The 20,897-nt window shown below is 35.8% G+C and carries 19 protein-coding genes and 1 pseudogene; 12 read left to right on the forward strand and 8 right to left on the reverse strand.

The features are described from left to right. Window positions 1–87 precede the first annotated feature (87 nt). From STA7437_RS10210 to STA7437_RS10225, 4 genes are all read right to left on the reverse strand, one after another. Window positions 88–2,298 (reverse strand): two-component system response regulator, encoded by a 2,211-nt coding sequence (locus STA7437_RS10210; protein ID WP_015193304.1) that lies wholly within the window; start codon window positions 2,296–2,298, stop codon window positions 88–90. A 504-nt stretch (window positions 2,299–2,802) separates the two neighbouring features. Beyond that, window positions 2,803–3,894: an ATP-binding response regulator gene (locus tag STA7437_RS10215; RefSeq protein WP_015193305.1), complete on the reverse strand. Its 1,092-nt coding sequence runs from the start codon at window positions 3,892–3,894 to the stop codon at window positions 2,803–2,805. Window positions 3,895–3,896: 2 nt separating this feature from the next. Further along, a complete protein-coding gene (locus STA7437_RS10220; protein WP_015193306.1) occupies window positions 3,897–4,262 on the reverse strand; it encodes a response regulator in 366 nt (121 codons plus the stop codon). Next, the gene (locus STA7437_RS10225; RefSeq protein ID WP_015193307.1) at window positions 4,259–5,710 is read right to left on the reverse strand and encodes an ATPase domain-containing protein; all 1,452 of its coding nucleotides are present in this window, start codon (window positions 5,708–5,710) and stop codon (window positions 4,259–4,261) included. The genes STA7437_RS10220 and STA7437_RS10225 overlap by 4 nt, the downstream gene beginning before the upstream one ends. A 213-nt stretch (window positions 5,711–5,923) precedes the next feature. Between STA7437_RS10225 and mnmG the strand changes: the two genes are divergently transcribed. Continuing rightward, entirely contained in the window at window positions 5,924–7,837 is a 1,914-nt protein-coding gene (gene mnmG / locus STA7437_RS10230; protein ID WP_015193308.1) for a tRNA uridine-5-carboxymethylaminomethyl(34) synthesis enzyme MnmG, read from the forward strand. Between the two features lie 117 nt (window positions 7,838–7,954). On the opposite strand, the gene STA7437_RS10235 is transcribed toward mnmG, so the two are convergent. Then, entirely contained in the window at window positions 7,955–9,988 is a 2,034-nt protein-coding gene (locus tag STA7437_RS10235) for a hypothetical protein (RefSeq protein WP_015193309.1), read from the reverse strand. A gap of 156 nt (window positions 9,989–10,144) precedes the next feature. Next, window positions 10,145–11,044: an Hsp33 family molecular chaperone HslO gene (gene hslO / locus STA7437_RS10240; protein ID WP_015193310.1), complete on the reverse strand. Its 900-nt coding sequence runs from the start codon at window positions 11,042–11,044 to the stop codon at window positions 10,145–10,147. 141 nt (window positions 11,045–11,185) lie between these two features. Between hslO and STA7437_RS26570 the strand changes: the two genes are divergently transcribed. From STA7437_RS26570 to STA7437_RS10255, 4 genes are all read left to right on the forward strand, one after another. Further along, a complete protein-coding gene (locus tag STA7437_RS26570) occupies window positions 11,186–11,350 on the forward strand; it encodes a hypothetical protein (protein WP_015193311.1) in 165 nt (54 codons plus the stop codon). 114 nt (window positions 11,351–11,464) lie between these two features. Beyond that, a complete protein-coding gene (locus tag STA7437_RS10245; protein ID WP_015193312.1) occupies window positions 11,465–11,983 on the forward strand; it encodes a DUF4168 domain-containing protein in 519 nt (172 codons plus the stop codon). 270 nt (window positions 11,984–12,253) lie between these two features. Next, window positions 12,254–13,447 (forward strand): sigma-70 family RNA polymerase sigma factor, encoded by a 1,194-nt coding sequence (locus STA7437_RS10250; protein WP_015193313.1) that lies wholly within the window; start codon window positions 12,254–12,256, stop codon window positions 13,445–13,447. A gap of 25 nt (window positions 13,448–13,472) precedes the next feature. Then, entirely contained in the window at window positions 13,473–14,648 is a 1,176-nt protein-coding gene (locus STA7437_RS10255) for a DUF1822 family protein (RefSeq protein WP_015193314.1), read from the forward strand. A 363-nt stretch (window positions 14,649–15,011) separates the two neighbouring features. Here STA7437_RS10255 and STA7437_RS10260 read toward each other — a convergent pair whose 3' ends face one another. Next, a complete protein-coding gene (locus STA7437_RS10260; protein ID WP_015193315.1) occupies window positions 15,012–15,425 on the reverse strand; it encodes a rhodanese-like domain-containing protein in 414 nt (137 codons plus the stop codon). A 443-nt stretch (window positions 15,426–15,868) separates the two neighbouring features. Here STA7437_RS10260 and STA7437_RS10265 point away from each other — a divergent pair, with 443 nt between their 5' ends. Both STA7437_RS10265 and STA7437_RS10270 read left to right on the forward strand, forming a co-directional pair. Further along, window positions 15,869–16,549 (forward strand): response regulator transcription factor, encoded by a 681-nt coding sequence (locus STA7437_RS10265; RefSeq protein ID WP_015193316.1) that lies wholly within the window; start codon window positions 15,869–15,871, stop codon window positions 16,547–16,549. A gap of 329 nt (window positions 16,550–16,878) precedes the next feature. Further along, window positions 16,879–18,225 (forward strand): sensor histidine kinase, encoded by a 1,347-nt coding sequence (locus STA7437_RS10270; protein WP_015193317.1) that lies wholly within the window; start codon window positions 16,879–16,881, stop codon window positions 18,223–18,225. A gap of 23 nt (window positions 18,226–18,248) precedes the next feature. On the opposite strand, the pseudogene STA7437_RS10275 reads toward STA7437_RS10270, so the two are convergent. Further along, a pseudogene (locus STA7437_RS10275) lies at window positions 18,249–18,446 on the reverse strand (ribosome biogenesis GTPase Der); the annotation flags it as partial. Between the two features lie 244 nt (window positions 18,447–18,690). Here STA7437_RS10275 and STA7437_RS10280 point away from each other — a divergent pair. The 5 genes from STA7437_RS10280 to STA7437_RS10300 all read left to right on the forward strand — a co-directional run bounded on the left by STA7437_RS10280 (window position 18,691) and on the right by STA7437_RS10300 (window position 20,853). Then, on the forward strand, window positions 18,691–18,837 hold the full coding sequence (locus STA7437_RS10280) for a hypothetical protein (protein WP_015193318.1): 147 nt from the start codon (window positions 18,691–18,693) through the stop codon (window positions 18,835–18,837). Window positions 18,838–19,028: 191 nt separating this feature from the next. Next, the gene (locus STA7437_RS10285) at window positions 19,029–20,006 is read left to right on the forward strand and encodes an aldo/keto reductase (RefSeq protein ID WP_015193319.1); all 978 of its coding nucleotides are present in this window, start codon (window positions 19,029–19,031) and stop codon (window positions 20,004–20,006) included. A gap of 20 nt (window positions 20,007–20,026) precedes the next feature. Further along, on the forward strand, window positions 20,027–20,206 hold the full coding sequence (locus tag STA7437_RS10290) for a hypothetical protein (protein WP_015193320.1): 180 nt from the start codon (window positions 20,027–20,029) through the stop codon (window positions 20,204–20,206). Window positions 20,207–20,315: 109 nt separating this feature from the next. Continuing rightward, window positions 20,316–20,579: a type II toxin-antitoxin system Phd/YefM family antitoxin gene (locus STA7437_RS10295; protein ID WP_015193321.1), complete on the forward strand. Its 264-nt coding sequence runs from the start codon at window positions 20,316–20,318 to the stop codon at window positions 20,577–20,579. Continuing rightward, entirely contained in the window at window positions 20,572–20,853 is a 282-nt protein-coding gene (locus STA7437_RS10300; RefSeq protein WP_015193322.1) for a type II toxin-antitoxin system RelE family toxin, read from the forward strand. The genes STA7437_RS10295 and STA7437_RS10300 overlap by 8 nt, the downstream gene beginning before the upstream one ends. The last annotated feature ends 44 nt before the right edge of the window (window positions 20,854–20,897 follow it).

Raw genomic sequence — 20,897 nt, forward strand, 5'->3', positions numbered from 1 at the left:
GTTGATGACGACTTCTGTGCAGAAGTAAAATGTTATGTCTCTACTGCCTTTTGCCTCATGTCAAGATGCATACAAACTATGTAAAACTTACCACTTAGGATTACTAGCAATTAATAATTCTACTGCTTGAGTATCTAAGGGTTGAGCAAAAAGATAACCTTGGGCAAACTTACAGCCTAATTTTCTTAATTGTTCTAGTTGATAGGGAGTTTCTACTCCTTCCGCGATCGCATCAATGCCGAGAGAATGAGCTAAGTTGATAATAGTGCGAACAATTTCGCAGTTTTCTTGATTAGCATTCATGCGACTGACAAAGGAACGGTCTATTTTTAAAGTATCTAAAGGAAAACTATGTAAATAACTAAGGGAAGAATAACCTGTACCAAAATCATCAATACTCAATTTAATATTTCTGGCTTTGATTTGAGCAAAGTTTTCCATGATGGTTTCTTTTTCTTCCATTAAAGTACTTTCAGTTATTTCGAGTTTGAGAAAATTACTGTCTAACTCGGTATCTTTCAAAATTCGCTCTACAATCGTAATTAAACTTGGTTGTTTGATTTGTTGACTCGCAAGATTAACACTAATGTGATATTGAGAAGCGTTGGAAAATTTTAATTGCCAAGCACGAAGTTGACGACAAGCTTCGTTTAAAACCCATTCTCCGATCAAGACAATTAATCCTGTATCTTCAGCAATTTTAATGAATTCCCTTGGTGAAACTAAACCTCGTTCGGGATCTTGCCAACGTATTAAAGCTTCAAAACCAACAATATCGCCCGTCGCAAGAGCAATAATTGGCTGATAATGCAGTATAAATTGTTGACGTGCTAAAGCAAAGCGCAGATCTGTTTCTAATTGAGATAAATATAAAGTTTGGGCATACATTTCGCGATCAAAGAGTGCATAACGTCCTTTGCCTGACTCTTTGGCTTGATACATGGCAATATCTGCATTTCTAATTAACTCGATACTATTTTGATAATGACGAGAACTAATAACAATGCCAATACTGGCAGCAGTAAAAGCAGTATGAGTGCCTAAATTAATCGGTAAAGTTAATTTTTTGAGTATCCGTTCGGCAATGATCGTAACATCTGCAATTTCTCGAATTTCATCTAAAAGAATAGTAAATTCATCTCCACCGAGACGAGCAACAGTATCGACACTACGACAACATTCTTTTAATAAATGACCAACTTTAACAAGTAGTTGATCTCCTACAGAATGTCCCAAACTATCATTGATAATTTTAAAGCGATCGAGGTCGATATATAATACGGCAAACAAATAATCTGGATTTCTTTTGCTTCGTTCTAAAGCTTTATCCAGATGCTCCATTAATAAAGTACGATTTGGTAACCCTGTTAAAGTATCGTGTAAAGCATTATAAATTAATTGCTCTTGAGCTTTCTTTTGATCAGTAATATCAATGCTAATTCCATCAATGCGAATCGCTGTACTATTACTATCATAAATAGAACGACTACGAGTATTTAACCAACGTAATTCACCATTAGGACGAACAATTCTATACTCTAATTCAAGATTACTAGAAAAAGGAAAAACTGACAAAGATTGTTTAACTTGCTTGCGATCCTCTGGATGAATTACTTCTAACCACAAATCAGGTTGATTAACAAATTCGGTAACTGTTCGCTCATAAACTTTTTCTACAGCAGCATTGAGATATATTAAATTAAAATTCTCGACATTAGCTGACCAAACTACTTCTTCTAAAGAGTTAAGAATATTTTCTAATTTGCACTCACTATCTTTTAATAATTGCTGTGTTTGCTGATGTTGAGCAATTTCCTGATGCAGCTTATCAATAACATTTTCCAACTCGATAGTACGCTGGTGCACTTTTTGTTCTAAATTTTTATTTAACTGACTAATCTCTGCTTTAGCTGCTTGCAATTCTAATTGATGTTTAATTCGAGCAATAATTTCGTCAGCTTGAAAAGGCTTGGTAACATAGTCTACTCCTCCTACAGAAAAAGCTCTAACTTTGTCAAAAGCATCGTCTAAGGCACTTAAAAAAATAACTGGAATATCACGAGTTTGCTGTTTAGCTTTAAGTTGTTGACAGACTTCATAACCATTAAGATTTGGCATTAATACATCAAGCAAAATTAACTCTGGACGATGATATTCAAGTTGTTTAATTGCCATTTCACCATCTATAGCAACAGCTACATTAAATCCTGCTTGAATTAAAGTTTCCGAAAGTATTTTTAGATTATTGGAATTATCGTCTATGATCAAAATACTCTGAGTAACTAAAGTTCCAGTCATTATTTATTGCCTCAATTTAAGAAAATAAATCTAGTTTTTAATTAAATTTAGTAAACTTTTTTTTGATAAAATCTTCAATTAGATACTGATTTAAGCTATTAATTTATGTTGCCCAACAAACCAAAAGTTAGTTTTTTTAATGTTTTTGATAAAAGAAATTATCTTTAAATTTGTTACAAGATTTTAGAGAAATCAAACAAGTTGCTTCGTACAAAATTGATGTTTTGATTTGGTTCATTAATTAAGAAAATTTAGTTACCATTACGGTTTTAGCTCATCAAATCTTAGATTCAATGAGTAATTTCTGGGAAATTGTGAAGAGGGATTCAAATAAAACTTATTTAAGTATTAATTCTGAGTTTTGCCAGCTAATTTTAAGATGAGCGGTTTTGCTCGTTATTGTAGTTTAAACTAACTGAAACAGTAGGGCAAAAAATAAAGAAAAATAAAAAGAGCAACAAAATACAAACTCTCTCTGCTGTCAATCAACCTATTTTAAGATAGTTAAACTAAAGTTAAAGGTAAAGTGACAGTAAAGATAGTTCCTACATTTATTTGACTTTGAAAATTAATTGTACCGCCATACAAATCAATACATTGTTTAACAATAGCTAAACCTAAACCAGTGCCAGGAATATCCCCCACATTACTAGCACGATGGAAAGAATTAAATAACTGTTTTTGGTCTTTTTGAGGAATACCAATTCCTTGATCTTTGATCTCAAAAATTATTTTTTCGGGTTGATAAATCAATTGAAGTTCGATGGTACTTCCTTTAGGGGAATATTTGATCGCATTAGTTAACAAATTAATTAAAATATGAGTTAGTAATTTTTGATCTACCAAAACTTTTGGCTCAAAATTTTCTTCTGCTACTAAAAAATTAATAATATGACTACTACCAGCACCAAGTTGTATCTCATGAACTAAAACACTACAAAATTTACTTAAATCTAGCGGGATGGGGTTAAATGTTTGTTTAGTTAATTCACCTTTACTTAAAAGTAAAACATCATTTAAAGTACCTGTCATATTTTTAACAGTAGTAATAATTCGATTAAAGAAATCTTGTTGGCGTTCTTCAGAATATTTACTACTATTTTGCATTAGCAACTGTGCATAACCTGAAATTAAGTTGAGAGGATTACGTAATTCATGAGAAGCTATAGAAATAAAACGAGTTTTTAGTTTATTAAGTTCTTGCAAATTTTGATTAGCTAGTTGTAATTGCAAAGATAACTGCCTTCTTTGTAAAAGCATTTCTACCCGTGCAGTTAATTCCATTTTTTCAATGGGAGAAATAATTAATTCATCAATACTTTTCCATAAATGTCTAGTAAGTATGCTTACATCTTGACGAGATGTCATTAACAAAAATGGTAAAAAAACCGGCTCTTGAGCTTTTTTAGTTTTTAATACCCAGTGATTTAGTTTATCTAATGCTCGACCATCAAGAATACAAATATCAAAAGAAAAGCTTGATTGAAATAATTCTGTATCCGAATTAGGAGAAAAAACTTCGTAATTTTTTCCCAACCATATAGATAATAAACGTCGATTCTCTTTGTGTTCAAGGAGTAATAAAATCTTACTCATATTTAATCTTTCAAAAAACTTTTGATTAAACCGAGAAATTGTTTAATTGCCAAGGGTTTAATTAACATACTTCTTGCACCATGAGCCAGACTTGCTTGTTGAATTACAGTATTTTGTCGAGGCGAAATTACGAGAAAAGGAATTTGGCGATTTTTGATTTGTTCACAACGTTCCCAAATACTACTTTTAAAACCAGTAAGATCTAATAAAACTAATTGAATTTTTAATGATTGATTTAAAATTTGATCTAATTCTTCTAAACTGTTGGCACTAATAGTTTGATATCCTTCTTTTTCCAAAAATTTATTAAGTAATTTTAGATTATGATGATTAGTATCTACGGTTAAAATTAACTGTTTTTCACTCATTTTAGATGATCATTGTCAGTTTCCCATTCTGGTGTACCACTGAGAATTTTGCGTAGTTTAGTAAGTGGTTTGCCAACTTTGATACCATAACGAGTTATTTCTATTTCTCGTAAGGTTTTTTCAAAATCAGAGAGGCGTTTTTTCAGAACTCCGATCGCTTTACGCATTTCTCCATTAATTTCTAGATAGCGTAAAAAAACAATATTATCTGCAATATAACTAATACCTACATCAGTAGCACGAAAATTTCCAGTAATTTCTTCTATTTCATTGACTAAAATTACTGTCACTCCCATATTTTGCAAATATTTACAAACACTGTGGAGACTACGGACTAAATTTTCACCACGCATAGCAACGCGATAACCAGAGACACTATCAATCATAACGATTTGAGCTTGCTTGGTTTCAACTTCATGACGAATTAAATTAGCAAATTCATCAGAACTTAACAGCAATGGTTCAATCGGTACTACTGATAAAGTACCGCGATCAAGCATAGCATGGACAGGAATATTGACTGCTTCTGAACGAATCAATAAGTTTTCTGTAGCTTCTTCAAAAGTATAAATTACTGATCGTTCTCCTCTTCCTGCTGCTTCTTTCATAAATTGCAATCCCAGAGTAGTTTTACCTACCCCTGTTGGCCCTGTCAAAATAGTAACAGTACTTCGTTCCAAGCCACCATGAAGCAGTTCATCTAATTCTGGCACACCAGACGCGATCGCGTTTTGAGTAAATTCTCTGCGATGACTTTCTGGTTGCAAACGTGGAGAAATTTTCATTCCTTGAGCGGTTAAACGAACTGAATGTAAACCACTAAGATAGTCTGAACCACGAAATTTACTAACTCTGATAGTTCTACCTTCGAGGGTATTGTCGAGATGAATCACACCATCACTCATAAATTGTAAGTCGTCATCTGGCGCAGATTCACTTCCTTCGGAAGTAAAGAGTACTGTAGCACCTGATTCGAGCAAAAAACGCAGGAAAGAAAGAACTTGCTTACGAAATTGAAAATCATCGGTTGCTAAATAGCGAAACTGAGTCATAGCATCGAGAAAAACTCGCTGAGGTTTAAGATTTTCGATGCATTCAATTAATTTCTCTGTAGTTGGTTCGCGTTCTACTTCGGCTGGAGAAAATAAATCGTAAGTTTGGATTTCTGTAAAAAATTCGGAAGAAGGACTCAGATCTAAAAAATGAATACCATCCATCTTTAAACCAATCGCTGTTCCATTAGCTTTGATTTGTTCTGCTGGTTCGCCAAAAGTAACGTAAAGACTATCTTTATTTTCAACAAAACCTTGAGCCAAAAAATGTAATCCTAAAGTTGTTTTGCCACTACCAGGACCACCTCTGATAAGATAAGCTCTACTAGGAACGAATCCTCCCTTAAGTATTTCGTCAAAACCGACTATTCCAGTAGAAATTCGTTTAAAATTCATGCTTAGGCTGATTTTTGTTGGTTGAAAGAAATTTGAGCAGGTTAAGATCGAATAATAATTAACAGTCTAATTTTATAACTAGTTCACTGAAAAAAAATAACTCAGTATTTTTACAGATTGAGATTGAATTATTTCATCTAACGTGCGATCGCGTTTAGCTATGAGCTTGAAAGTATTAAAATATATAATGCTCATCTCCCTTCATTCCTAACCATGACCATTTCTTCTGCTGTAGAATTTCAAGACGCTTTTGATGTGATCGTCATTGGGGCCGGTCATTCTGGCTGTGAAGCTGCTTTAGCTGCTGCACGCTTGGGTTGTCGTACTTTGATGTTGACTCTTAATCTAGATAAAATCGCTTGGCAGCCTTGTAATCCTGCGGTTGGAGGACCTGCCAAATCTCAATTAACCCACGAAGTTGATGCTTTGGGTGGAGAAATTGGCAAAATGGCAGACCGTACTTATCTGCAAAAACGTGTCCTTAATTCTTCTCGTGGTCCTGCTGTCTGGGCATTAAGGGCGCAAACCGATAAACGCGAATACGCTGCGGTAATGAAAGGGATTGTCGAAAATCAGGTCAATCTGTCGATTCGGGAGGGAATGGCGACGGATTTGGTGTTGGGGAAGAATGATGAGGTTATTGGAGTTCAAACTTACTTTGGAACTTGTTTCGCTGCTAAAGCCGTAGTTTTAACTACTGGCACTTTTTTGGGCGGACGTATCTGGGTAGGTAATAAATCAATGGAAGCAGGTAGGGCAGGAGAATTTGCAGCCATCGGTTTAACAGAAACTCTCAATCGATTTGGTTTTGAAACAGGAAGATTAAAAACAGGAACACCTGCCAGGGTAGATAAGCGTTCTGTAGACTATAGCAAAATGGAAGTTCAACCTCCAGATGAGGAGGTACGTTGGTTTTCTTTTGACCCCGAAGCTTGGGTAGAAAAAGAACAAATGAATTGCTATCTAACTCGAACTACCGCCGAAACCCATCAAATTATTCGGGACAATCTGCATTTATCTCCTGTTTATGGTGGTTGGGTTGATGCCAAAGGACCTCGTTACTGTCCTAGCATCGAAGACAAAATTGTGCGTTTTGCGGATAAGGAAAGCCATCAAATTTTTATCGAACCTGAAGGTAGAGATATTCCTGAACTTTATATTCAAGGATTTTCGACTGGTTTACCTGAAAATTTGCAATTGGCAATGCTCAGAAGTCTTCCTGGTCTAGAAAAATGCGTCATGCTGCGTCCTGCTTACGCTGTGGAATACGATTATTTACCTGCGACTCAGTGTTATGCAACTTTGATGACCAAAAAAATTGAGGGGTTATTTTCCGCCGGTCAAATCAATGGAACTACTGGTTATGAAGAAGCAGCAGCCCAAGGTATCGTTGCAGGAATCAATGCAGCTAGGTTTGCACGGGGACAGGAGATGATTGTTTTTCCTCGGGAAGAAAGTTATCTGGGTACACTAATTGACGATCTCTGTACCAAAGATTTACGCGAACCCTATCGAATGCTGACTAGTCGTTCTGAATATCGCTTAATCTTGCGTTCCGATAATGCTGACCGCCGTTTAACTCCTAGGGGGCGAGAAATTGGTTTAATTGACGATCGCCGTTGGCAATTATTCTGTGATAAACAAGCCAAAATTGCAGCAGAAAAAGAACGACTATTTGAAACCAGAATCAAAGAAAGAGATGAAGTTGGTATTGCGATCGCAGCAGTTACGGAACAAAAAATTAAAGGTTCAATTACTTTAGCGGATCTTTTGCGTCGTCCTGGTTTTCATTATCAACATTTAGAACAATACGATTTAGGAAATCCTCAATTAAATCTCATCGAAAAAGAAGGCGCAGAAATAGATATTAAATACTCTGGTTACATCAAACGTCAGCAAATTCAAATTGACCAAATTGTTCGCTATAGCAATCGCAAATTATCTTCAGAAATTGATTATATGAAGATTGAAACCTTATCAATGGAAGCCAGAGAAAAATTAACCAAAGTTAGACCTTTAACTATTGGTCAAGCCTCTAGAATTGGCGGAGTAAATCCTGCCGATATCAACGCATTATTAGTTTATTTGGAAACAAAAGAACGAGTAAAAGCAACAGTTATCAGTTAGTAATTATGAGGGATGAATAATTAACCTCACCGAAGGTGCGCGTAGCGACCAACTATCAACAATCAAGCATTAACAATCAACAAAAGTTTTGAATGTATCTAAGTTGAAATAAGCTCATTAACGATCTTCAAATTGATTAAATTTCCTACTCCGAGGTTTATCGAGGTTAATTTCACGTAAAGGAAGCTCTCTTTCTATCACAGGAGGTCTTAATCTTTCCTGCCAATTTTTGATTTGAGATTGAGCTTCTGAATAAGCAACTGTTCCCGAAGGAATGGTTTGTGCGATCGCGATCGCTTCTTCTAAAGCATAACTAGACTTGGTATAAGCTAAATCCAGTATTTGATTTGCCCAACCATTAATAATTTGTTGCGTTTGACTGTAAGCATTAGTAGCAGAAGAAACTTGTTGAGCTAGGTTAATCGCTTTAACTAAAGCTTCTGGAGTACCTATATCAGCAAGATCATAGGCTTCTCTTAAATAATTATCTGCTTGAATTTCCTGTCGCCACAAAGCTACTTTTTCTTGTGCTTGTTGATATAACGCTCTACCTGGTCTAATTCTTTCTGCTGCTCTAATTGCCTCACTATAATTTCTTGTTCCAGCTAGAGTGAGAGCCTGATCGAGAAACGGTCGGTCTTCTTCGCGTTCAATATTAGCTTGCCAATTTTGGATATTTCTTTGTGCTTCTGAATAAAGAGGACTATTAGAAGTAATCAAACTTGCTTCAGCAATTGCCTGTTTCCAAGCACTAAGGTTGCTGCCAATTGCTAGTTGATTGGCTCGATCTAAAACAGGTTGGTCTTCAATAATTCTAATTTCTCGTCGCCAACTATTGATTTGTTGTTGTGCTTGTTGATAACGAGGATTGGTTGAAGCAACTAAACTAGCTTCAGCGATCGCAGCATTATAATCTTTAATTTGACCACCTAAAGCTAAATTCTTGGCTTCTTCTAAATGTTTAACCGCTTCAATTTCTAATTTCCAGCGACTAATTAATTTTTGTCCGCGCTGATATAAGGGACTATTTGGTTTTAAGTTTTGTAATTCTAAAATTCCTTCTTCTAAACCAAATACAGTATCCAAGCTAGCACTTGAACCAGCACCAGCCAACAGATTCCAATCTTCAATTTGTTTTTCTAATTTTAGACTCTTAGGAATTCTACTGGTAACTTGAAGTATTTCCTGCCATTTTTCTTGGTCAATTGATTGGTCGATATATTTAAGCAACTGATTTTTTGCATCTGCTCTTAAATCTTGAGCATCTTGATAAGCATAGCTACTAGTTTCAATCGCTTCAACTTTTTCTAGTGCTGCCAAAATATTGTCTAAACCACCACGACGAAACTGATCGTAAGCACGGTCTAAAGTTGACCTTTCTTCTTGAGCTACATTAATTTTATTAATCGCTTCTTGATACTTGGTAGTTGCCCAATATTGATTGTTAATGTCCGTTAATTTTACCGCCCAACTAAAAGCTTGATTCCAATTAGAATCACGCAGTTGTTTTTCCACTTCAGCGTAATTTTGTTCTGCTGCTTGCCAAATTGCATTCCACTGACTAATTTTATCTTCTGCTAACTGACGCGCTTTAAATTGACTAGGAATTTTTTGAGCAATTTGTTCTGCTGTTTTCAATTCACCTTGCTGAAACTTTTCTTCTGCGATCGCTAGAATATCTGTAGTCCATTTTTCTACATTGCGGTCGATCTCAGCACGAAGCGGATGTGAAGCTGGTAAAACCCGAACCAGAGCGATCGCTTGTAATAAATTATCAACTGTTTGTTCTTCGGCAGCAATTTGAGCGCAATACAAACGAACTGAAGCAGAAGCTACTGGCCAAAAAACTTTAGAACAGGTTTGAGTTTTCGGTAATTTGAGTAGCAAAGAGGTAGCAGTAAAACCAATACCTCCCGAAATCAGCACCAAGACAATACCCCAGAATTGCCAAGCTTGCCACCAAGAAAATTGTCTCGATTTTTCGATTTGCATTGACTCAAATTCCTCACGATTGCGACTATTGACAGAAGTAGTTGGGGAAATAGTATTTTGAGCAAAGTTTCTAAGTGCAGAAGATTGCTGTGGTTTTTCAGATAAATCTGATTGTTTCCAAGCACCATTTAAACTTTGGTTGTCTCGCTCAAGGGTCATAACATACCTAACCTTAATTTTCCAACTACTTCTTAACTTCCACAGAGAATCAATAGAATTGTATTACATCATATCATTGGTTTTTTCTCAGTAAAATTACTTGTTGTTTTTAATTTGCTCAAAGTTCAATTTAACCTTTAAATTTGGTTGTTTAGTTCAAAACGATTCAGTTTTTAAATCTTCAATTAATTGAATTAATTCTTCCTTACTCGCTTGATAAACTTCTCCACAAAATTGACAAGTTGCTTCTGCTCCTTCGTCTTTTTCAATCATGTCTTGTAATTCTGCTTCTCCTAGCATTTTTAAAGCACCTAAAACACGATTAAAAGAACAACTACAATCAAAACGTACCATTTGAATTTCTGGCAGAATTGATAAGCCTAAATCTCCTAGTAAATCGTCCAGAATTTCTGTCAAAGTTTTACCTTGTTTCAGTAAAGGAGTAAAGCCTTTTAGTTGACTTACACGAGCTTCTAATAAAGCGACTAAAGATTCATCACGAGCAGCTTTGGGCAACACTTGTAATAATAAACCTCCGGCAGCCGTAACTCCTTGCGCTCCAACAAACACTCCTACTAGTAAAGCAGAAGGGGTTTGTTCTGAATTAATTAAATAATTAGCCACATCATCGCCTACTTCTCCTGAGACTAACTCAACCGTACTAGAGTAAGGATAACCATAACCCACATCTCTAACCACATAGAGATAACCTTCATTACCGACTGCTCTACCTACATCTAATTTACCGATCGCATTTGGAGGTAGTTCTATACTAGGATTACCAACATAACCCCTTACTGTGCCATCTAAACCAGCATCAACTAACAATCCTCCCAAAGGACCATTACCTTTGATCCTCAGATTTACTCGTGAGCCTTCACGCTTCATACTAGAAGCAAGTAATAAACCAGAAGACATTGCTCTTCCTAAAGCTGCGGTAGCGACATAAGAAAGCTGATGTTTTGCCCTTGCTTCTTCCGTTAAACGAGTGGTAATGACCCCTACGGCTCTAATACCATTATCGGCTGCGGTTGCTCTAATCAATTGGTCTGCCATTTAATTCCCTAAAATTTTACTTTTGAACTGAGAGTGAGTTTGTCTGATCGATATCTAGTTTTTTATTTTTTATCTTTAACTTAAAATAAAATTTCTATCTATAATTGTGCTAATCAAAATCAATCAAGGAGACTTTATAATATGAAACTCAATTCCATCAAAGTTATGACTCTTGGGTTAGTTTTAGGCTTAACTACTCTTTTGGGTGCTTGTGAGCAAACCACTAACACTCCTACTGATGGTGGTACTGCTGCTCCTGAAGGTGGTGCAGGAACTACTGAACCTGCTCCTGCTGAAGGACAATAAAACTTAATTATTTAATTTTGATTGTTTTAAGGCAATCACACTTGTTTGTTGAGAAAACTTTTTCTCAACTTTCTGCCTGGTTCGTTCCAAGCACTACTCTCAACACATTTTGTCATGAAGTATAATCGACTAACTTTGTCTACTTTGTTAGCTGTTGGCTTTTCTTGTACAACAGTCTTCTTTTCGAGTTTCCAACCAAGCTATAGTCAAGATACAGTACCTCAAACCCCAATTGATTCTAATTCGGAGACAGAAAAAGAGGTCAGCCAACAAGAACTACAAAAATTTGCTCAAGCTTACCAAGAAGTTCAAAAAATTCAAAAAAGCTCCGAAGTTAAAATGGTTCAAGCTGTTGAAGGAGAAGGTTTAAGTCCAGAAAGATTTATCGAAATTAGCAAATCACAGCCAAATTCTGAATCTGACAATAATACTACAAATGTCAGTACCGAAGAACAACAAAGTTTTGAAAACGCTAAAGCAAAAATAATTGAAATCAGACAAACAACTGAGTCTGATATGACTCAAGCTATCAACAAACAAGGATTAGAAATTCCTCGTTTTAATGAAATTTTAACAGCTTTACAACAAGATTCTCAACTTCGCGAGCAATTTCAACAAATGATGGTTAATTAACTGATAATTATCATTTTTTAGATGCGCTTCCGTCCTCGTAGGTTCGACTAAGTTGTTAGAGCCAACCGAGGGCGGGAATGTGTTTTTGCTTTATCGAAAATTAGAGAAGATTTTCTTTGAATCCTTAGAATTAATATTCTTGATCTAAGATCAAAAAAATTACTGTGACTAAACCTCAATGCTTAAGTTTTTATACTTATTTTATGGGAACGAGTCGCACACTAAGATTTTATATAGTAGTTATTTATAATAATCTAACTAAATTGATTAATGGTTCCTCGCCAAAGCATAATTGAAATATTTTCAACTTTTATTCAATTTGATTTTGACCGCTTTAATCATTGGGCGACCGACCCCCGCTTGCGTCGCAACATGAAACGACATCTTGAGCAAGCCTCCTCGAAAGAAATTTCGGAAAACTTTTGGGCTATTTACTGGCATAAGTCATGGCAAAATGAGCCTACGGGTTTAGCAAGAGAACATCTGTCTGCTTACCTGCAAGAAGTTTGTTTTTGGTCTACTAATAAAACGATGACTGGCTTTACTAGTAGCCAATATACAATTTCTGATTGTTTTCAAGTTGCGATCGCTGGTATTGATAAAGTTCTCAAAGGTTTTAATCCTAAACAAGGTTACAATCTCAAAAATTACGCCGGTATTACTTTTAGTAATCTGATTCGGGAGTTACTTAGACAGAAACAAGAGGTTGATATTTGTTCTGATTGGGCTTTATTACGGAAACTCAGTCAAAAAAGATTGGAAGAATCTCTCAAAAATGCAGGATTAACTAAAGATACAATTGCTAGTTACGTTTTGGCTTGGAATTGTCTCAAAACTCTTTACGTTCCTAATCAAGCGACCCCAACTCGTCGATTGTCTAAACCAGACCAACAAACTTGGGAACAGATTGTTAAACTGTATCAACAAGAAAGTAAAGTTCAATTACCTAACGCTACAGAAGTAGTTAATGCTGAAATTTTAGAAAAATGGTTGACAGCTTGTGTCAAGTCTGCACGTGCTTATTTATATCCGACGGTAACTTCAATTAATTTACCTCGTTCAGGCGAAGGTTCGGGAGAAATAATTGATAATCTGCCTGGGCAAATAGATGACTCGCTACTGACAGAAATGATTGTTGAAGAAGAACAAGCTGACCGTAATCAACAACAATCTCAAATCAATGGAGTTTTAATCACAGCTTTGCAAAAGTTGGATGCCGATGAACAGAAATTGTTAGAACTGTACTACGCTCGCTCAATGACTCAAACTGAGATGGCAAAAGAGCTTAATACGCAACAATATAATGTATCGCGCAAATTATCAAGAGCTAGAAAAACATTACTCAAATCCCTCGCACAATGGAGTAAAGATACTCTGCATATCTCCCTCACCTCGGACGTACTCAATGGCATAAGCACACTTTTAGAAGAATGGTTAGCTGGTCACTACAGCACATATAGTTAAGAAACACACCTGGAGGAATGCCAAAATGTCCGATTTAGCTCTTTTTAACCCAACTGATTTAGTTTTAGAATTTTCTGACAAAATTAAACAAGAAGCCTGGCGAGATAGTCAAGCTGCTGCTACTCCTACTAGTCGTTGGCAAGTATATCTGAATCAAGTTGCCCTTAGTGCTGTCTTGCCTTGGTTAAGAGAAGAACAAACTCGTGCTGTTAAAGTTGCTAGTCAAGCTTCTTTAGCTAGTATTTGGGAAGTAGTTAATGGTACTAGTCTAGCTGTCGGTGATCACAAATTAGTAATTATTCCTAGTGAAGCTGATGACTTAAGCGAAATAAGAGTTCCTCAAGAATGGGTTGATCTTCCTCAATGGACAGGAGATTATTATTTAGCCGTACAAGTAAACCTTGATGATAACTACGTTAGAGTTTGGGGTTATACAACTCATCAAAAATTAAAAACAGTAGGTCAATATCAAGCAAGCGATCGCACCTATAGTTTAACAGAAGATCATTTAATTACTGACCTTGATGTTCTCTTACTAGCTTGGGAACTTTGTCCTGAAGAAGTTACTCAAGTAGAAGTTGCAGCTTTACCAGCTATGTCTGCTACTCAAGCCAATAACCTGATTCAACGTCTCGGTAATGTAGATATTTTATTACCTAGAATGGCAATTCCTTTTCAATTTTGGGCTGCCTTAATCAAACCAGAAAGTTGGAGAAAACGTTTAGTTCAACAACGTCGTGGTTTACCTGTGAAAGGTTCAGTTGTTGAGTGGTTAAAAACAGAAGTAGCTAATGTCGTTGAAGAATTCGGTTGGAGACAAGTAGAATTTCAACCTAGTATGGTAGGTGCTAGAGGTGCAAACAATGTAATTGATGAATTTGATGCTCCTTCAGAAATAGCTTTAGCTAAACAATTAACAATTGCTAATCAACCTTATGAACTAAAAATTATCCCTTTAGATCTTGAAGATGGTTTATGGCGGTTTGAATTGCGTAGTTTAGCTCTTGGGGGTTTAATTCCTGCCGGTACAATTTTACGATTGCTCACAGAAGATTTAGAAGCTTTTGAAGGTAATGAAGATATAGCTACTACTGCTGTAGAAGAACTTGCTTTAGAAGTAGGTTTAGAGGCAGGTGAAGGTTTAGTTTGGCAAGTTATACCCACCCCCGAAAATTATGAACCAGAAATTCTTAAATTTTAATTTCAGGTGCGATAAGTTTTTAATTCAATGGCAGCTTATTGCACCCTCTCTCAATTTCAAATTTAGTTTTTTGTAGAGAAGTATTTTAAATTTGATGAAAGATTAAATTAGAATTATTGTTAATCAAATCAAGTTTATTTTTATAATTATAGTTATATGAAATAGAAAAAAGAATGCTACACATTAATCCCCACGTCGCCGAGTCTTTTTCTATCCTCCTCAACCATTCGTAGCAAACATTTAAGTATTTCATATTAGTATTTAAGTCAATTTGATAGATAAATTTCTAATGATAATTAATAGAGGTATAGCAATGCCATACCCCTAAATTGACGCTTTTCCTATTCTTTTGAATCAATCAAATTAAGCAACTCTACCTTCAGTAGGGCCAGAAATTGCTTTCCAACCGGCTAATCCGCCTTGAAGACGAGAAACATTTTCAAAACCTGCTGAAACAAATTGCTCGACTGCTGATTGTGCTTGTTCGTCATTATCGCCATAAATATAAAGTTCACGACGAGTAGAAAGACTATTCATCAATCTACCTAAAGTTTCTTCAGAGTCGATTGGTACAGCACCCAAAATTCGTTCGGTATTAAAAGAATCGCGGTCGCGAGCATCCGCAATAGTAAATGCTGGTTCTCCCCAATCTAATCTTTCTTTTAATGCTTGTGCGCTTGATACTGGTTTTTGTTGTTCTGGAGCAGTAGGAAGAACGTTTGCTAGATTGTCTTTAGTTTCTAAGATGCGTTTTGCTTCTGCTTTGGGTTCTGACATGACAATAATTTTTCTTTAATTAACTTTGTTATTGTTCATTAAGACAAAAAAAATTTTAGAAAAACTCCATCAAAAGCAATACTTTGAAACTGCTCCCACTAAAATTAGAAAAGTTATTAATTGATCTCTAGCTTGGAGTAAAGGAAATAATCGAGATCTAGCAATTCTAAAATTGATGAGGTACAGATTTAATTTTTTTAAGGCCCGACTCAGAAGTTAAGTTTACCTAGTAAATTAAGAAACGGTATATTTAACTAAGTAATAATCAACTCACAAAAATAATTAAAGTTTTGAAAATATCAGGATTTTGTTTTAAATCAAGCTAAAAATTAGTAATATTAACTACTTAAAGAATAGTTATGATTGTCCTAAATGATTTACATACGATAATATTTCCTATTAAGCCTTGGACTAGAAAGTTTCTAAAATAGAGAGGTAGTTTGATGAAAATTCTCGTAGTTGAAGATGACGAGCGTATTAGTGATGCGATCGCGGAATATCTTTCAGATCAGCATTATGCCGTAGAGACAGCTTATGATGGTCAGTCTGCGTGGGAACTTTTAGATGTATTTACTTACGATCTCGTTTTGCTTGATGTAATGCTTCCCCAAATGGATGGAATTACTCTTTGTCGTAAACTGAGAACTAAAGGTCACGAAACTCCTATTTTGATGCTCACAGCCAAAGACACTCTAAATAATAAAATAGAAGGTTTAGATGCTGGTGCTGACGATTACTTAGTTAAACCCTTTGAATTACCAGAATTATCCGCTCGCATTCGTGCTTTATTGCGCCGAGGTGGTTCTAGTACTCCTCCTGTTCTTACTTGGGGAGAATTACGTTTAGACCCCAGTACTTGTGAAGTTTTTTATCACGAAGAATTGCTTCCCTTGAGTCCGAAAGAATATAAACTTTTGGAATTCTTTTTACGTAATGGCAGAAGAGTATTTAGTCGCGCTCAGATTCTAGAACATCTGTGGCCGTTTGAACAAGTACCAGAAGAGGCAACTGTCAAAGCTCATATTCGAGGTTTAAGACAAAAACTCGAATCAGCAGGCGCTCCCCACGATCTGATTGAAACTGTTTATGGTTTGGGTTATCGACTTAAAGAACAACCAGAATAAAAAACGAAACGAAACAATTTAGCAGAAAAAAAAGTCGTTTATTTTTTAGCCCTGCTTGTAAAGAGGTTATTCACCAATAATATAGCGGTTCTCAGATTAATGAGATACAGTTAATTTCCTTGGTTGAGCGTTAATAGTTGATGGTTGATGGTTGGTCGCTATGCGCACCTTCGGTGAGGTTAATTATTCATCCCTCATAATTAGTAATTAGTAATTAGTAATTAGTAACTGATAACTGATAATTGTTTTAGGTGTAGAGGATAGCTGATGACAATAAAAGATCAATTTGTTTAGGTAATTGAAAGCTTACTTTCATTAAATTATTGGCTATGTTTCAAAGTTTACGTTGGCGACTGCTTCTTTCTTACTTAACAGTAATGGCAGCAATTTTAAGTGTATTTGGCATGGGTGTTTATGTATTTTTTAGTCGCAATCTCTACCGTCAGTTAGACAAAAAATTATTAACCTTAGCTCAATCTGCTGCTCCCGCTTTTACCGAAGTAGAAAAAACAGGTAGTAGTTATCTCAATCAGGTAGATAAAGTTCCTTGGCGAGATATTTTTAACCGCGATAAACAAAGTTTAGAATGGTTTGATGCCAAAGGTAATTTGTTGGGAAGTAAAGGGTTTATTCAATTAGAACTTCCTCCTGTGACTGGCGCAGCTAATCTTCAACACAGAAAAACAAAATTTCCTGTTCGTGCTTATACTATTTCAGTTTTTAAAGATGGTTCTAGTCCTGATCAGCCTTCTTTAGAAGGTTATATTAGAGCTAGTCAGTCAATTGAAGAAATTGAAGCCGTTCAAATTCAACTTTTTTGGGTATTAATTTTTGGCGGATTGATGACTCTAATTTTGATCGGTTTAGGTGGTTTTTGGTTAGCTCAAAAAGCAATCGAACCAATTGAAGAAAGTTTTCAAAAACTTAAACAATTTACTGCTGACGCATCCCATGAATTACGAGGGCCTTTAACTGCGATCAAAGCTTCTGTCGATGTGATGCAATCTCATCCCGAACGAATCCATCCTAAAGATGCTAAAAAAATTACTGCGATCGCTAGTGCTACTACTCAAATGAGTCATTTAATTGAAGATTTGCTGTTTTTAGCCCGAACAGATAAGGCAGTAGTTATTCCTGACCGCGAGAAAAAACCTGTTTTGCTTAATACCATTCTTCAAAATATTATTACTCTGCTTGAACCTTTCGCCCAAAATAAAGATATAGCTTTAAAAGCTGATTTTTTATTAGAAGTATTAGTATTAGGCGACCAATCTCAACTTACTCGTCTTTTTTCTAATTTAGTTGAAAATGCACTGCAATACACTCCTGCTGGAGGAGAAGTTAGGATTCATCTTCACAAACAAAACCGTTATGTAGTTGTGAGTGTTAAAGATACAGGAATTGGAATTGCACCAGATCAAATTCCGTTTGTCTTTGACCGCTTTTGGCGTGCTGATAAAGCTCGTTCTCGTCGTGAAGGAGGTACTGGTTTAGGATTAGCTATTGCCACTGCGATCGCGAAAAGTCATGGCGGAAAAATTACAGTCAGCAGTGAACTAGATGTGGGCAGTTGTTTTCAAGTGCGAATTCCGATGTTAATAGTTAGTGGCGCAACTAAACCAGAAAAAAAGGTATTGCAAAAACAGCCTTTGATTGAGGCTGAAACAACTGATTGATAACTTTTTTGATTTTAGTCAGATTAAACTTTAGTTGCCCGATTGGCAGTATTTCTTTCGAGATCACGGACTTTTTTGCCACGCCAAAATAAACGGATCGGTGTACCAGAAAAACCCAATTGTTCACGGAATTGTCGGTCGATATAACGATGATAGCCTTCATTAAAACGCTTTGGATCGTTGACAAATAGAGCGATCGCAGGAGGTTGAGAACTAACCTGTTTAAATACCAATGGCTAGAAATCAATGCTTATGAGAGCTATTCTGCTTTAGTTAAAGCTGTAGAAAACATCCTTATAAACTTTGGGACAAAATATACAATTAAATTTTGCGTAGGTACTTATTGGTAACTAACAGCTAAAATCATTAATTGAAAGCAATAAAAATCTTTCTATGGAATGATGTTAAATTTCATGGATTAATGCAAGGTAAAATGATATACAAAATATTAACAAGCAGGTCAATATGAAAACAACCTCACGTCAAACTTCTGAGTTAAATCCTCGTGAAAATATGACTCCATCTACAAAAACAACCTTGACTGGTTTACTAGTCATAGCTCCTCTATTTTTGATTCTTCTTGGTTTTTTTACTGGTTTTCTTAATATCTAATCTAAGTTGACATTCCCACGACTTTGTTTCTAACATCGCTCAAGTCGATGGGATTTTTTCAACAAATAGCCTTCTCTTTTCCCAAACATAACGTTAACAGAATAAGTCTCGTAGTATGGTGGGCGGTCATAAATTCGTCTACCATTTTTAGTTCGTTTTTACCAGGGAGTAGTCACCACTCTAAATAAACAATGCAAACTAATCAACAACTGCCTCTACCTATTATGGGTTGCGGAACATGGGCGTGGGGAAATCGACTGCTGTGGGGATACGAGCAAAGTATGGACGAACAATTACAGCAAGTCTTTAATCTTTGTGTGGAAAATGGCGTAACTTTATTTGATACAGGAGATTCCTATGGTACAGGTAGACTGAATGGTCGTAGTGAAATCTTATTAGGTAAATTTTCCCAGGAATATATAGGCAAAAACCAAGCCAATATTTGTTTAGCAACTAAACTCGCTCCTTATCCCTGGCGATTAACTAGAGGTGCAATGGTAGCTGCGGGCAAAGCTTCTGCTAAACGACTAGGTAGAATTGATCTAGTTCAAATGCACTGGTCGACGGCAAATTATTTTCCTTGGCAAGAGTGGCAATTATTAGATGGTTTGGCAGAGCTTTACGAACAAGGATTAGTTAAAGGTGTCGGTTTATCCAATTATGGCCCGAAAAGACTTAAACAAGTTTATCAAAAATTTCATAACCGCAACATTCCCATTACTACTTTACAAGTTCAATATTCTCTACTCTCTACCTATCCCGTTACTGAATTAGGAGTCAAAGAGGTTTGTGATGAATTAGGAATAAAACTCATTGCTTATAGTCCTCTAGCATTAGGATTTTTAACAGGAAAATATTCAGAAAAAGATAATTTACCTACAGGATTGCGGAGATTAGTCGGTAAACAAATTCTATCAGGAGCGCGATCGCTTTTGAATTGTTTAGCAGCAATTGCCCAATCTAAAAACAAAACTATGTCCCAAGTGGCTATTAACTGGTGTATTTGTAAAGGAACTATTCCCATTCCTGGCGCAAAAAGTCTTCAACAAGCACAGGAAAATATTGGTGCGCTTGGTTGGTTTTTGGATGCTGGTGAAGTCGAGGAATTAGATAAAGCTGCGGCGAGTGTGGATAAAGCGATGGTACAAAATATTTTTCAGAGTAACTGACATCCTCATAGCCAACAAACATGACAACAAATAAAATTTCTGATCGACAGCCAGAAAAAAAGCCAGTTACAAATAATCCCCTTGCAGAAATTGCTGGTAAATTTGGTGGAAAGTTTTGGCAACAGACACAAGAAGAAATTCAACGCTCTAGAGAAAAAGATAAGAAAGAATTAGAAACACTGTTGGATATATTTCATTGACGTTAAAGAATTAGATAGTGCTGTTGCTAAGGTGGATAATTTTCTAACCCCTAACCTTAAAAATGTGCATTTATGCTATTATGTACAAAATAGACAGTAAATTTGAGAAATGAAAAGCTACACCTTGACACAAACTCGAAATCAACACGGTGAAGTTTTTGATCAAGCTACAGTCGAACCAGTGCTAGTAACTAAGCAAAAACGACCTAGCCATGTCATTCTCTCAGCAAAAACTTATCAGCAACTCATAAATAGACTCGAAGAATTAGAAGATTTAAATTTAGGTTCATCAGCAGAAACCGCACTAAGCCAATCTTCAATGATGGGAAGTGAAGAATTTACGGCTATTTTAGAGAAACTAGCTAATGGCTAAACTCGATGGATTAAAAAGAGTTTTAGATTTCTTACAAGGCTTACAACCCAAGATTGCTGCTCAAATTGCCAAAAAAATCTTATCTCTAAATGTTGACCCTTTACCGACTGATAGTAAACAGTTGAAAGGATATCCTGGTTTTTATCGGGTAGATAGTGGTGAATATCGCATCGTTTATCGATTTAAATCAAAAGAGGATTTAGTAGAAATAATTTTAGTCGGTAAACGAAATGACGATGAAGTCTATAAAAAACTAGAGCGTTTACTGGAGTAATTGCCTTGCTATTTTCTTTTTCAATTATCCCCATCGCGATCGCC

It is taken from the genome of Stanieria cyanosphaera PCC 7437 (assembly GCF_000317575.1).
GTDB classification, from domain to species: Bacteria; Cyanobacteriota; Cyanobacteriia; order Cyanobacteriales; family Xenococcaceae; genus Stanieria; species Stanieria cyanosphaera.